The sequence below is a fragment of the Bradyrhizobium sp. USDA 4011 genome (genome assembly GCF_054063415.1).
The window spans coordinates 7,224,969-7,238,770 of sequence record NZ_JBSSGG010000001.1 but is presented as its reverse complement, the minus strand read 5'-3'; the positions used below and the strand labels follow the sequence as shown (position 1 = coordinate 7,238,770).

Genomic DNA, 13,802 nt, shown 5'->3' with positions numbered 1-13,802 from the left:
TTGTGTTGCCTTCATATGCGGCGGAACAACGCGCATTTGAGCAACGAAATGCTGAGCCCGGATGAAGCCTCCGAGCTTTCAATAATACTTGTGGAAGTGATGCACCGGTCCGTGGCCGTGGCCGATGGCGAAGCGATCCGCCTGCGCGATCGCATCGGTGATCCAGGCCTTGGCGTTGCGCACGGCGGTCTCCAGCGCCTCGCCTTTCGCGAGTCCCGCCGCGATCGCCGATGACAGCGAGCAGCCGGTGCCGTGCGTGTTCGATGTCGCAATGCGCGGCGCCGCGAGCGCGATGCTGCGCGCGCCATCGATCAGATAGTCGATGCTCTCGGCGCCGTGCCCGTGGCCGCCCTTGACCAGCACCGCGCGACATCCCATCGCCAGCAATTGCCGGCCCTGTCGCGCGACGTCGGCCTCGCTCGATGCGACCGGCTCGTTCAGCAGCGCCGCCGCTTCCGGCAAGTTCGGCGTGATCAGCGAGGCCAGTGGAAACAGCATGGTCTTCAGCGCATCGACCGCCTCGGCAGCCAGCAGCCGATCGCCCGAGGTTGCGACCATCACCGGATCGAGCACGACGTGGCGCGGCGCCCAGCGCTTCAGCCCGTCCGCAATCGCCACGATCGTCTCGGCCTGCGCCACCATGCCGATCTTCACCGCGCCGACGTCGAGGTCGGAGAACACCGCATCGATCTGGGCCGTGACGAACGAAGCGGGCACCGGATGGATGCCGCTGACCCCCGTGGTGTTCTGCGCGGTCAGCGCCGTGATGGCGGAGGCGCCATAGACCCCGAGCGCGGCAAAGCTCTTGAGGTCGGCCTGGATGCCCGCCCCGCCCGAGGAATCCGAGCCGGCAATGGTGAGCGCGACCGGCGTCATGTTGCGGGACCGGCGGTTGCGACGAATGAGACCATGACGAACAAGATCATGGCCTGTCCTAGCCCGGCCGCCCAGCGGCAGCAAGTTCGCCGGACTTTACCGCGCGTTGGCCTTGGCGCGCCCCCTTCCTGTCCCCTTGCCTTGGCCGCCGGTTTTTGGCCTATAGTCGGCCAAATCCCCGGAGACGACTTTGATGGTTCCTTTCTTCGTCCAGATCAAATGCAAGCTCGGCCAGTCCTATGCCGTCGCCAACGCGCTGGCGGAGGCCGAGATTGCGTCCGAGATCTACTCCACCGCGGGCAATTACGATCTGCTGGTCAAGTTCTACGTCGACCACGACACCGACATCGGCCATTTCATCAACGAGAAGGTTCAGGTGATCCCGGGCATCCAGGACACCCTCACCATCATCACCTTCAAGGCGTTCGGAGCGAAGTAGGACGCGCCCGCTAGGACTCCTTCTCTTTCTTCTTGACCGGCTTCGGCGGCCCCTCGACCGGCGGCAGCGACTTGATGTACTCGGCGATCGCGTCGCGATCGCTTGGTGAGAGCTGCGAGGTGTTGCGGATCACGCGCACCATCGATCCGCCGGCACTGTCGCCGTCCGGCGTCTGGCCGCTCTCGAGGAAATAGGCGATGTCCCTCGCGCTCCAGTCCGCGATCCCCCGCGGCGTGATGTTGGGCACCCAGCCTTCGCCTTCCGGATTCGGGCCACCGGCGAAGCGCTGCGCGCTGACGATGCCGCCGAGGAAATTGCGCGGGCTGTGACACTCGGCGCAATGGCCGAAGCTGTTGACGAGATAGGCGCCGCGATACCAATGCGCCGAGCGGCTCGCATCCGCGACGAACGGCTTGCCGTCCATGAACAGGAATTTCCAGACACCGACATTGCGCCTGATGTTGAAGGGAAACGGCACATCGTGGTCGCGCACCTTGCCGGCGACCGGCGGCAAGGTCTTCAGATAGGCGAACAGGTCGCGCACGTCATTGAGCCTGGCGTGCTGGTAGGATGTGTAGGGAAACGCCGGAAAATAATGCGTCCCCGAGGGCGACGTGCCCTTCATGACCGCGGTGACGAAATCAGCCTCGCTCCAGCGGCCGATGCCGTCGTTCGGGTCGGGCGAGATGTTCGGCGCATAGAAGGTACCGAACGGCGACGGTATCGCGAGGCCGCCGCCGAGCCTCGTGCGATCGTCCTGCTTCGGCACCGCGTGGCAGGAGGAACATCCTCCCGCATTGAACGTTGTGAGCCCGTTGGCCAGATTGGGCTGGTAGGCGGGCAGCGCGCTCGCGGCGACGGTGGCCGGGATCGTCAGCCACCAGAACGCGCCGAAGCCGATGATGCCGGCGAGCCCGGCGAGGAGAACAAGTCGTCGCAACATTCACCGATCCGTCATTGGTCGCGTCAGTTCATCAACCAGTATGATGGCAACCGGTCGCACAAGCCCGCATCAAATTTGCCGCACTCACGATCATTTTGGGAATAAATCCGGAGAGCCGCGGTTTGAAGATTGCAACCATCGTGTGACGTCAAAGGGGAGAGAACCATGCCAAACAAGACCTTGCTCGCTACGCTGACACTCGGCGCCGCAATCGTGCTCGCCGGTCCGGCGTTTGCCGAGAAGCTGCACGCCAAGCTGGACGGCAAGTCCGAAGTACCTGCGACCACCAGCGCCGGCACCGGTACTGCCGACATCGACTACGACGCGGCCACCAAGAAGCTCAGTTGGAAGCTGACCTATTCCGGCCTGTCGGGCCCCGCGACCGCCGCGCATTTCCACGGCCCCGCCGAGGCCGGCAAGAATGCCGGTGTCGCGGTTGCCATCCCGAACGCGACGTCGAGCCCGGTCGAGGGCAGCGCCACGCTGACCGACGCGCAGGCCGCCGATCTCCTCGCCGGCAAGTACTATGTCAACGTCCACACCGCGGCCAACCCAGGCGGCGAGATCCGCGGCCAGGTCACGAAGTAAGCTTCAAACGCAGCCCGACAAGAAAGAGGGCGGATGCCGCTTGCATCCGCCCTCTTTCAGGTTGCCCGCTCCACGCGCCCACGGCCGCTGCCGCAAGGATCGTGCGCCGCGCGGAATCACTTCAGCTTGACCCGGTATACCTCGTGGCAGTCCGTGCAGCGGTCGTTGATCGACTTGAAGGCGACTTTGAGGCCATCGATATCCTTGATCTTGCCCTTGACCTCCGCAATGGCCTTCGACACCGGAGGCACCTTGGAATCGAAATCGGCCTTGTTCTTCCAGATTTTCGGCGAGGATCCGTAGGTCGCGTCCTTGACATTTTCCTTGGGATTCGGCGCAAACACTGTCGGGATCTTGGGCACGCTCGCTTCGAGGTCGGCGATCGCCGCATCCACCGCCGCCTGGTCGTAGGGAATATCGCCCTTCACCATCTTGCCGATCACATTATACATGCTCTTCGCCTGCCCCCGCATCAGGTTGTCCTGCTCGACAGCGATCTTCTGATCTGCCATCACGGCGCCGGCGCCGAGCAGCAGACCTCCCACAACAACCACAATGCGTTTCATCCGCGAATTCTCCGTCTTGCGAGCGTTTCGATGCGACGCCGTGACTGGCGCGCGCGAGTCAAGGCTTCTCGATAAGAACCCGCGTGCGAGGTCTTATTCCCGCGCGGATTCCTTTAAAGATTATGGCGGCGCTGCGCCTCGCGGATCGCGATCCAGACCCGCTCCGGCGTGGCCGGCATGTCGATGTGGTCGATCCCGAACTCGCGATGCAGCCCCTCGACGATCGCGTTGACGACCGCCGGGCACGAGCCTATCGCGCCGGCCTCGCCGGCACCCTTCACGCCCATCGGATTGGTCGTGCAGGGAACGTTGTGGGTCTCGAACACGAACGACGGCCCGTCAGCGGCGCGCGGCATCGCATAGTCCATGAAGGTGCCGGTAACGAGCTGACCGTCGGTCGGGCTGTAGACCGCCTGCTCCATCAGCGCCTGCCCGATGCCCTGCATCGCGCCGCCATGAACCTGGCCCGCCAGCATCAGCGGATTGAGCGTGACGCCGAAATCGTCGACGATGACGTAGCTGACGATCTTGATGATGCCGGTGGCGGGATCGATCTCGACCTCGGCGAGATGCGTGCCGTTCGGATAGGTGCCGTCGGCGCTGGCGAAGGTTGCGCTCGCATTCATCTTCGAGGTATCGCCGCCCGGACGCTTGGCGAGATCGGCGAAGCTGATTGAGCGGTCTGTACCGGCGATGCGGATGCGGCCGTCGGCGATCTCGAGGTCGCCGGCGCCGGCTTCCAGCGCCTGCGCCGCCAGCTCCTTCAGCTTGTTGCCGAGCTCGTGCGTCGCCCGCTGCACGCTGACGCCGCCGGACGGGATCGATGCCGAACCGCCGGTGCCGAGGCCGGTCGCGATCTTGTCGGTGTCGCCCTGCAGCACGTGGACGCGCTCCGGCGGGACGCCGAACTGCTCGGCGACGATCTGTGCATAGGCGGTCTGGTGGCCCTGCCCGCTCGACTGCGTGCCGATCAGGATAGAGATGTCGCCGTTGGGATCGAGCGCCACATTGGCGGTCTCCTCGCCCATGGTGCCGCAGACCTCGACATAGCTCGCCATGCCGATGCCCCGCACCAGCCCGTCCTTCTTGGCGGCCTTGGCGCGCTTCGGAAACTCCTTCCAGTTGGCGATCTCCATCGCGCGCTTCATATGCGCGGCGAAGTCGCCGGAGTCGTAGACCTTGCCGGTCGCGGTCGTGTAGGGCAGCGACTTCGGCGGGATGAAATTCTTCCGCCGGATGGCGTCCGGCGTCATGCCGAGCTTTCGCGCGGCGGCATCGACCAGCCGCTCGATGACATAGGCGGCCTCCGGGCGGCCGGCGCCGCGATAGGCGTCGACCGGCACCGTGTTGGTGAACACGGTGCGGACGCGGCAGTGGAAGGCCTTGATGTCATAGAGACCCGGCAGCATGCTGGCGCCGCCATGCGGGATGTAGGGGGCAAAGGTCGAGAGATAGGCACCCATGTCGCCCATCAGGTCGACATCCATGCCGAGGAATTTGCCGTCCTCGGCGAGCGCCATCTTCGCGGTGGTGAGGTTGTCGCGGCCCTGCGCGTCGCCCATGAAATGGTCGGAGCGCTCGGCGGTCCATTTGACCGACTTCTTGAGCTTGCGCGCCGCGACCGAGATCAGGGCATACTCGCGATAGGGAAACAGCTTGGTGCCGAAGCCGCCGCCGACATCCGGGCAGATCACCCGCATGTTTTCCTTCGGCATCTTCAGGATCATGTCGCAGAGGATCTCGCGCAGGCGGTGGCTGCCCTGGCTGCCGATCGTCAGCGTCAGATGATCCTTCCTGGCGTCGTACTCGGCGACCGCGGCGCGCGTCTCCATGAAATTGGTGATGACGCGCGGATTGACGATGGTGATTTCGGCCACTGCATGCGCCTTGGCGAAGGCGGCCTCGGCCGCGCCCTTGTCGCCGATCGAGACGTCGAACAGCAGATTGCCGGGCTTGTCCGGCCACACCTGCGGCGCGCCCTTCTTCACCGCATTGATCAGGCCGGCCACCGCCGGCAACGGCGTCCACTTGACGTCGATGGCCTCGATCGCGTCGCGGGCATGATCGACGGTATCGGCGACCACAAAGGCGATGGCGTCGCCGACATGGCGCACCTCATCCTTGGCGAGGATCGGATAAGGCGGTGCGGTGAACGGATCGGTTTCGAGATTGAACAGGCATGGCAAGCCACCGAGCTCGGCGACATCGGCCGCGGTCAGGATCAGCGCCACGCCGGGCATGCCGCGGGCCTTGCCGGCATCGATCGTGTAGGTCGCGTGCGCATGCGGCGAGCGCAGCATCAGCGCGTGCAATGCGGGAGACGGTGCAACGTCGTCGGTATAACGGCCCTTGCCGCGAATCAGGGCGTCATCCTCCTTGCGCCGCACACTTTGTCCGACGCCGAACTTGATGGGAGCTGCCATCGTCTCTCCAATTGCCTTGGTTGTTTGTATGCATATTGGCGTGGTTGTCAGCGAAGCGCAAACCGCTTTCCGCCGCACGCGGCGCTATCCCACGGTCGGCTCCTATGCATTTGATTTGACAGGTAAAACTATACGCGCCGCAGCGCGAACAGCCAGCCGCGGCCGAACAGCGTGAGAATCAGCAGCGCGTAGACGAAGGCGCCGACCGTGACCAGCAGCAGCAGGATCATCTCATCGCGAAAGATCTGCATCGGCGCGAACCACACATAGGCGAAATGCGAGGTCAGCCACAGCGCGAGCGCGAGCAGCAGGCCGCAAATCGCGAAAGTGCCGAACGAGCGGATCAGCGCGCGATCGAACGCGAGATAGCCGCGGCGCACCGCGAACAGCAGCACCAGCAGGAGATTGACCCAGGCGCCGACCGCCGTCGCGAGCGCGAGCCCGACCTGCGCCAGCGTGCCGACCAGTGCGATCTTCAGCGCGACGTTGACCGCGACCCCGGTCAGCGCCGCCTTTACCGGCGTTGCGGTGTCCTTGCGCGCGTAGAAGGTCGCGACCGCGCTGCGAATCATCACGAATGGAATCAGGCCGACCGCATAGGCCGCGAGCGTGGCGCCGGCGCTGGCGGCATCGGCCTTCGAGAAGGCGCCGCGGGCGAACATCGCGCGCATGATCGGATCGGCGACGGTCAGGAACGCGGCCACGAACGGCACCGAGAACAGCAGCGTGAAATCGAAGGCGCGGCGCTGCGCGGCCATGGCGCCGGCGTGATCGTCGCCGGTCAGGCGCCGCGACATCTCCGGCAGCAGCACGGTGCCGATCGCGATCCCGATCACGCCGATCGGCAGTTGATTGAGGCGGTCGGCATAATACAGCGCCGACAGCGCGCCGGCGGGGAGAAAGGTCGCGATGATGGTGTCGGCGAACAGCGCCACCTGCGTTCCCATCGAGCCCAGGGTTGCCGGCCCCAGTGCCCGGAAGAAGGCGCGGACGTCCTCGTCGAGCCTCAAGGGCGCGAACCGCGGCAGGCCGCCGTGACGCCCGAGGTCGCCGGCGAGCAGGAAGAACTGCAGGAAGCCCGAGATCAGAACGCCCCAGGCCGCGGCGTGGCCGGCGCTCGGGAAGAACGCCGCGAGCGCCAGCGTCATCATCATGGCGAGGTTGAGCAAGATCGGCGCCGCGGCGGCGCTGGCGAAGCGATGCATCACGTTGAGCATGCCGCCATAGAGCGTCACCAGCGTGATCAGCAGCAGATAGGGAAAGGTGATCCGCGTCAGCTCGATCGCGAGCTTGCGCTGCGCTGCGTCCTCGGTGAAGCCCGGCGCGAGAATGCTCATCGCCTGCGGCATGAACGCCATCGCCACCACCAGCAGGATCACCTGCGAGGCGAACAGCAGCGTGAAGATTCGGTCGGCGAACAGCCGCGCCGACGCCTCGCCGCGCTCGCCATGAACGTGGGCATAGGCCGGCACGAACGCGGCGTTGAAGGCGCCTTCGGCAAAGATCGCGCGGAAATGATTGGGCAGCCGCAGCGCCACGAAGAAGGCGTCGGCGACCGGCCCGGCACCGAGGATCGCCGCGAGCATGATGTCGCGCGCGAACCCGGTGACCCGCGATAGCAAGGTATAGCCGCCGACGGTGAAGATGCGCCCAAGCATGCGCTGCTTCTAGCGCATCATCACCCTACGTCAAAATGACCTATTCAGGACGCTGACGATCCAGGCATGATCCAGGCCGAAAACCGGAAGTCACTCTTCGGGATCATGCCTGTAGCGCGCTGCGCACAGCCCCGATGACGCGGTCCTGCGCCGCCTCGTCGAGATACGGGTGCATCGGCAGGGCGATGACGTCCTTCGACAGGCGCTCGCTGACCGGCAGGCCGCCATCGGCAACCGGATAGTGGCTGTAGGCCGTCTGCTGATGGACCGACTTCGGATAGTAGATCATGGTCGGCACGCCCTGCGCCTTCAAGGCGGCCGCGAAGGCGTCACGATCGATGCCGTTGGTCAGACGGATGGTGTATTGCGCCCAGACCGAGGTGCAGCCGGGAGCCACGCGCGGCACCGCGACGAGATTGCCGAGCGCCCGCGAATAGCGTTCTGCCACCTTGTTGCGCGCCGCGATCTCGTCGTCGAAGATCTTCAGCTTCTCGAGCAGGATCGCTGCCTGCATGGTGTCGAGCCGCGCCGTGAGGCCGAGCCGCACGTTGTCGTACTTGTCCGAGCCCTGGCCGTGGACGCGGATGCTGCGCAGCGTGCGCGCGAGCTCCTCGTCGTCGGTGAAGATCGCGCCGCCGTCGCCGAAACAGCCGAGCGGCTTGGCCGGGAAGAAGCTGGTGCCGGTCGCGAGGCCGAAGGTGCCGAGCCTGCGGTTCTTGTAGGTTGCGCCAAAGCCCTGCGCGGCATCGTCGAGCACGAACAGGCCCTCGGCCTCGGCGACCGCGCCGATCGCGTCGTGATCGGCGCTCTGGCCGAACAGATCGACCGGGATCACGGCAACCGGCTTCAGCCCGCGTGCCCGCGCCGTCGCAATGCCGCGCTTGAGCGAATTGACGTCGATGTTGAAGGTCTCCTCATCGACATCGACGAAAACCGGCGTCGCGCCGGTCAGCGTTACGACTTCGCCGGTCGCGCAGAAGGTGAAGGTCGGGCAGAGCACCGCATCGCCCGGTCCGACATTCTTCGCCATCAGGACCATCAGCAGCGCGTCGGTGCCGCTGGCACAGCTCACCACATGCTTGGCGCCGCTATAGTCGGCCAGCGCCTTCTCCAGCGCGGTGACTTCCGGACCGTTGATGAACTGGCAATGGTCGAGCACACGCGCGACCGCGTCATCGATCGACTTGCCGAGCCGCCGGCGCTGCGCGGCGATATCGATGAAGGGAATGGGCTCAAGCTGCATATGCTGGTTCATGGAAGCTCTTTGCACGTGTTGAATGAATGACAATCAGCCGGCGATGCGGCGCGGTCCCTTGCGCATCGTCGATGCGGCGGGCCGGGCCGGCGATTCCAGGCAGCGGATCGCGATCTCGAGGCTCGCCACGCCTTCGTCGCCGGACACCGCCGGCAGCTTGCCGCTGCGCACGGCATCGAGGAAGGCGATCAGTTCGGCGCGCAACGGCTCGTCGTGCCCGACCGGCAGATGACGCATCGAATAGCTGCCGTCCGGCTTGAAGCCGAAGCATTCGGTGACCTGGCGGGTGAGCAAGTCGCCCATCACGTACTTGCCGCGGGTCGCGACCGTCACGTTGCGCGCCTTGAACGGCGTCAGCCAGTTAGTGTTGATGTGGGCGAGCACGCCGGACGCCGTGCGGAATTGCAGCAGCGCGATGTCCTCGCGCTCGGCGACCGCGCTTGAGAGCTGCGGCTGCACCTCGACGATGTCGGACTCGGTGAACCAGCGGATCAGGTCGATGTCGTGCACGGCGAGGTCGATCACGACGCCGACATTGGACATCCGCGGCGGGAACGGGCCGACCCGGGTGATGCCGATCGACAGGATATCCTCGCCCGAGATCGCCTGCTTGATCGCGGCGACCGCCGGATTGAACCGCTCGACATGGCCGACCATCAGCGTGACGCCGGCCCGCTCGGCGGCTGCGACGATCTCGCGGCCCTCTTCGACCGTGGAGGCGACCGGCTTCTCGACCAGGATGTGGATGTTGCGCGCGATGCAGGCGAGCGCGATCTCGTGATGCAGGTGGGTGGGCGCTGCGATCGTCACCGCATCGATGCCCTCGGCAAGCAGCTGATCGAGGTTTTCGAAGGCGCGGCAACCGACCAGGTCGATGGCGCGTGTGCGGTGTTCCGGCAGCGGATCGACGATGCCGATCAGCACGACGCCGGGCAGTCCGGCCAGCACGCGGGCATGGTTGCTGCCCATCACGCCGGCGCCGATCACGCCGACGCGCAATGCGCGGCCGATATCGGCCCTCGCGCCGGCTGCGGACACTTTTGCATTCATATCGTAGACCCCAAGTAGCGTTCTGGCGGTTGTCCCGGCTCCTCAGGGAGCCATCCCGGCTCCGAGGGAATCAGACCAAGGCCCCTCGTCCCGATCTGCGCCCGTGGCGCAAATCACCCCGCTTCGTTGGCAGCCGCTATAGCACGGCGTCACAAATGTGGCGAATGCCAACGGCGAAATCCGGACACGTTTTGATTCAAAGAGTTACATCGTCCCGCGCCCGGCGATTGGCGCGGGAACCGGCTGCCTCAGCTGCGCCGGTAGTCGTCCTCGATGCGGATGATGTCGTCCTCGCCCAAATAGCTGCCGGTCTGCACCTCGATCAGCTCGAGCTGGATCTTGCCGGGATTCTCCAGCCGGTGCACCGCGCCGATCGGGATGTAGATCGACTCGTTCTCGTGCACCGTCTTGATCAGCTCGTTGACGGTGACCTGCGCGGTGCCGCGCACCACGATCCAGTGCTCGGAGCGGTGATGGTGCTTCTGCAGCGACAGCCGCCCGCCCGGCTTGACGATGATGCGCTTGACCTGGTGGCGGTCGCCATTGTCGACCGATTGATAGGAGCCCCAGGGCCGATGCACCTTGATGTGGTTCTCGGTCACCCCGGGCGCTGTCACCTTCAATTTCGCGACCAGCCGCTTCAGCCCGTTGGCGTCCTTCTGGCGTGACACCAGCACGGCGTCCTGGGTCGCGACCACGACGAGGTCGTCGACACCTTCGAGCGCGACCAGCGCCCGGTCGGTCGAGACGTTGCAATTGCGGGAGTCCTCGAACACCGCCGCGCCGCGCGCCGCGTTGCCCAGGCTGTCCTTGTCGGAGAGCTCCCAGACCTGGCGCCACGAGCCGATGTCGGACCAGCCGCACGCCACCGGCACCACCGCGGCATGAGCGGTCTTCTCCATCACGGCGTAATCGATCGAGATCGCCTTTGCGGCGCCGAACGCCGCTGCATCGAGCTTGACGAAGCCGAGATCGTGCGTCGCTGAAGCAACCGACTTCTCCACCGCGGCAATGCTGTCGGCATCGACCTTGCGATACTCGTCGAGCAGCACGCCGGCGCGGAACATGAAGTTGCCGCTGTTCCAGAGATAGCCCGCATCGATATAGCCTGCCGCCGTCGCGGCATCCGGCTTCTCGACGAATTTTGCCACCGCGCGCACCTCGCCGGCGACCACCTCGCCCGGGCTGATGTAGCCGTATTCAGTGGCGGGCCGCTCCGGCTTGACGCCGAAGGTCACGATGCGGCCGGCTTCGGCAGCCACCAATCCGCCGCGGCATGCGGCGACGAAGGCCGGCGTGTCCCGCACCAGGTGGTCGGCGGCGAGCGCCAGCACGATCGCTTCGCTGTCACGGCTCTGCGCGAATGCCGCACCGGCCGCGATCGCGGGCCCGGAGTCGCGGCGCATCGGCTCGAGCAACACGTCGGCCTCGCGGCCGATCTCGCCCAGCTGCTCCAGCACCATGAAACGATAGGCCTCGTTGGTGATCACGATCGGCCGCTCGAACAGGCCGGCGTCGGAGACCCGCAGCAGCGTCTCCTGGAAGGTCGAGCGCGCCCCGAACAGGGACAGGAACTGCTTCGGATGCACCTCGCGTGACGCCGGCCAGAGCCGCGTGCCTGCGCCGCCGCACATGATCAGGGGAATAATTCGTCGATCCATCGATGCCTCAAGTCCTGTCGTGTCCGCGGACGACACACTAAGATTTTTCCCGGGCAGCCGCAGCGGGCGGCCGGGTTACCTCCAAAGCACGATCTGAGCAGTATCACGCGTGCCCCCGCACGTCTGGTCGGATTTTACCCGTATCGTAAACCCCGGGTGAGTGCTGTCCCTCCCAGTCCGGCCTCTTTAGCCGCCCCGTCGAGCGGGTCGCAATAGGGTCGGTACGGGGTATTGCCAGATCGGTGCGGAAACCATACCAAGGCGGCGAATTTGGGCGCGCGAGAGCGTTTTGCGCTGTTTTTGACACATCCTGAAAACCTGGCAGCGCGAACGGAAATGCGCCGAATCCTGCTTTCGACCGTCAAGATCCTGATTTCGGCTGCGCTGCTCTATTTTTCGCTGCGCAAGGTCAACCTGTATGACCTGGCCTCCCGCATCCAGGTCGAGAGCCTGGGCTGGCTCGGCCTCGCGATCGCGGTCACCTTGCTGCAGATCTTTCTCGGGGTGCTGCGCTGGCGCGAAATCAGCGTGGAGTGCGGCGCGCCGCTGGAAACCGCGCAGGCGATGCGCTTCAACGTGATCGGCACCTTCTTCAACCAGACCCTGCCGTCCTCGATCGGCGGCGACGCCGTGCGCCTATGGCTCGTCGCGCGCGCCGGTGCGGGCTGGCGCGCAGCCACCTATTCGATCTTCGTCGATCGCGCGGTCGGACTGATCGCGCTTGCCGTCGTCATCGCGGCCACCCTGCCCTGGAGCTATCGGCTGATCTCCGATACAAACGGCTGGATGGCGTTGCTGCTGCTCGACATCGCCGCGCTCGCGGCCGGCTTTGGTTTCCTCGTGATCGGCCTGTTGCCGTGGCCCTGGCTGAAGCAGTGGTGGGCAACGCACCACATCCACGCCTGCGCGGTCATCGCGAACCGCGTGTTGTTCAGCCGCAAGCACGGATTGCGGGTCGCGACCCTTTCGATCGCCATTCACGTGGTGACCGTCGTGATCGGCTGGTGCGTGGTGAAGTCGATCACGGCCCCCGTCACCTTCGGCCAGATCTTCCAATTGTTGCCCCCGGTCATGCTGATCACGATGATGCCGATCTCGATCGCAGGCTGGGGGGTGCGCGAGGCCACGATGGCACTCGCCTTCGGCTATGCCGGCCTGATCGCGAATGAAGGCGTCAACATCTCGCTGCTGTTCGGCGCAGTGTCGTTCGTGGTCGGTGTGTTCGGCGGCCTGGTGTGGATCCTGAGCCCGGAGAAGGCCGCCAAGGGCGCCGAGCCGATCGAAGTCCCGGGATCGCAGTGACCGGAATGAGCAGTTTCGAGACCCTCCTGTCGTTGATCGCAGCGGTGCTGGCCGCATCGATCTCGGCCGTCCTGATCCGGGCGACGCGGCCTCTGCTGCTGCGCGTGGCACTGGCGAAGCCGAATGCGCGGTCGTCGCACCGCATTCCGACGCCGCAGGGCGCCGGGATCGCGGTCATCGCAGCCACGCTGCTGGCGGGCGGGATCGTCATCGTGCTGGCCGGATCGCCGGACCTGACGATACCGTTCACGATGTTCGCGGCCTGCCTGTTCATCGCGGTGGTGGGCTTTGCCGACGACATGCGGTCGCTACCCGTCGTCCCGCGGCTGTTGCTGCAGGCGGCCGCGGTTGCAGCCGTGGTGTTTTCGGCGCCGGCCGATCTCAGGCTCGTTTCGGCCTGCCCGGTCTGGCTCGAACGCGGCCTGCTGCTGATCGCCGGCCTCTGGTTCGTGAACCTCGTCAACTTCATGGACGGGCTCGACCTGATGACGGCGGCCGAGGCCGTGCCGATCACGGTGGCCGTCGCCCTGCTCGGCAGCTTCGGCCATGTGCCCGCGGCTTGCGCGCTGGTCGCGGCAGCGCTGTGCGGCGCGTTGCTCGGCTTCGCGCCGTTCAACCGGCCGGTGGCAAAGATATTCCTTGGCGATGTCGGCAGTCTGCCGATCGGCTTGCTGCTGGGCTGGTGCCTGCTCGAGCTTGCCCTGCATCAGCAATTCGCCGCCGCACTGCTGCTGCCGCTATATTATTTGACCGATGCGACGGTCACGCTGTTTCGCCGCATCGCGCGGCGCGAGCCGTTCTGGTCCGCGCACCGCTCGCACTTCTATCAGCGCGCGACCGACAACGGATTTGTGGTGTGGCGCGTCGTCGGCGAGGTCTTTGCACTCAACGTGGCGTTGGCGCTGCTCGCATTCGCCTCGGTCGCGCTCGATTCCCTCGTCGCAGACATCGTCCTGCTGCTGGCCGGCGCGCTCGCCGTCGCCTGGCAACTGCGCCGGTTCTCGCGACCGTTCTGATCTGGCCAGAGCGTTTTCCAGCGAA

The 13,802-nt window shown here is 65.6% G+C and carries 12 protein-coding genes; 4 read left to right on the top strand and 8 right to left on the bottom strand.

Annotation, left to right across the window (positions count from 1 at the left end):
- Window positions 1-78: 78 nt before the first annotated feature.
- A complete protein-coding gene (gene thiD, locus ACVW1C_RS34070; RefSeq protein ID WP_456762018.1) occupies window positions 79-876 on the bottom strand; it encodes a bifunctional hydroxymethylpyrimidine kinase/phosphomethylpyrimidine kinase in 798 nt (265 codons plus the stop codon).
- A gap of 193 nt (window positions 877-1,069) precedes the next feature.
- Between thiD and ACVW1C_RS34065 the strand changes: the two genes are divergently transcribed.
- Window positions 1,070-1,315, top strand: coding sequence for an Lrp/AsnC ligand binding domain-containing protein (locus ACVW1C_RS34065; protein WP_137480173.1), 246 nt, complete (start codon window positions 1,070-1,072; stop codon window positions 1,313-1,315).
- Window positions 1,316-1,325: 10 nt separating this feature from the next.
- Here the strand turns inward: ACVW1C_RS34065 and ACVW1C_RS34060 are convergent, their stop codons facing one another.
- On the bottom strand, window positions 1,326-2,258 hold the full coding sequence (locus tag ACVW1C_RS34060; RefSeq protein WP_456762017.1) for a c-type cytochrome: 933 nt from the start codon (window positions 2,256-2,258) through the stop codon (window positions 1,326-1,328).
- A 165-nt stretch (window positions 2,259-2,423) separates the two neighbouring features.
- On the opposite strand from ACVW1C_RS34060, the gene ACVW1C_RS34055 reads away from it, so the two are divergent.
- On the top strand, window positions 2,424-2,846 hold the full coding sequence (locus ACVW1C_RS34055; RefSeq protein ID WP_456762016.1) for a CHRD domain-containing protein: 423 nt from the start codon (window positions 2,424-2,426) through the stop codon (window positions 2,844-2,846).
- Window positions 2,847-2,962: 116 nt separating this feature from the next.
- Here ACVW1C_RS34055 and ACVW1C_RS34050 read toward each other — a convergent pair whose 3' ends face one another.
- The 6 genes from ACVW1C_RS34050 to ACVW1C_RS34025 all read right to left on the bottom strand — a co-directional run bounded on the left by ACVW1C_RS34050 (window position 2,963) and on the right by ACVW1C_RS34025 (window position 11,459).
- Window positions 2,963-3,412, bottom strand: coding sequence for a cytochrome c (locus tag ACVW1C_RS34050; protein ID WP_456762015.1), 450 nt, complete (start codon window positions 3,410-3,412; stop codon window positions 2,963-2,965).
- Window positions 3,413-3,525: 113 nt separating this feature from the next.
- Window positions 3,526-5,835 (bottom strand): xanthine dehydrogenase family protein molybdopterin-binding subunit, encoded by a 2,310-nt coding sequence (locus tag ACVW1C_RS34045; RefSeq protein ID WP_456762014.1) that lies wholly within the window; start codon window positions 5,833-5,835, stop codon window positions 3,526-3,528.
- A 128-nt stretch (window positions 5,836-5,963) separates the two neighbouring features.
- The gene (gene murJ / locus ACVW1C_RS34040; RefSeq protein WP_456762013.1) at window positions 5,964-7,493 is read right to left on the bottom strand and encodes a murein biosynthesis integral membrane protein MurJ; all 1,530 of its coding nucleotides are present in this window, start codon (window positions 7,491-7,493) and stop codon (window positions 5,964-5,966) included.
- Between the two features lie 103 nt (window positions 7,494-7,596).
- Entirely contained in the window at window positions 7,597-8,748 is a 1,152-nt protein-coding gene (locus ACVW1C_RS34035; RefSeq protein ID WP_456762012.1) for a DegT/DnrJ/EryC1/StrS family aminotransferase, read from the bottom strand.
- A 33-nt stretch (window positions 8,749-8,781) separates the two neighbouring features.
- Window positions 8,782-9,798, bottom strand: coding sequence for a Gfo/Idh/MocA family oxidoreductase (locus ACVW1C_RS34030; RefSeq protein WP_456762011.1), 1,017 nt, complete (start codon window positions 9,796-9,798; stop codon window positions 8,782-8,784).
- Window positions 9,799-10,046: 248 nt separating this feature from the next.
- The gene (locus ACVW1C_RS34025; RefSeq protein WP_456762010.1) at window positions 10,047-11,459 is read right to left on the bottom strand and encodes a mannose-1-phosphate guanylyltransferase/mannose-6-phosphate isomerase; all 1,413 of its coding nucleotides are present in this window, start codon (window positions 11,457-11,459) and stop codon (window positions 10,047-10,049) included.
- Between the two features lie 336 nt (window positions 11,460-11,795).
- Between ACVW1C_RS34025 and ACVW1C_RS34020 the strand changes: the two genes are divergently transcribed.
- Both ACVW1C_RS34020 and ACVW1C_RS34015 read left to right on the top strand, forming a co-directional pair.
- Window positions 11,796-12,761, top strand: coding sequence for a lysylphosphatidylglycerol synthase transmembrane domain-containing protein (locus tag ACVW1C_RS34020; RefSeq protein ID WP_456762009.1), 966 nt, complete (start codon window positions 11,796-11,798; stop codon window positions 12,759-12,761).
- A 5-nt stretch (window positions 12,762-12,766) separates the two neighbouring features.
- Complete coding sequence (locus ACVW1C_RS34015; protein WP_456762008.1) at window positions 12,767-13,777, top strand: glycosyl transferase; 1,011 nt, start codon at window positions 12,767-12,769, stop codon at window positions 13,775-13,777.
- The last annotated feature ends 25 nt before the right edge of the window (window positions 13,778-13,802 follow it).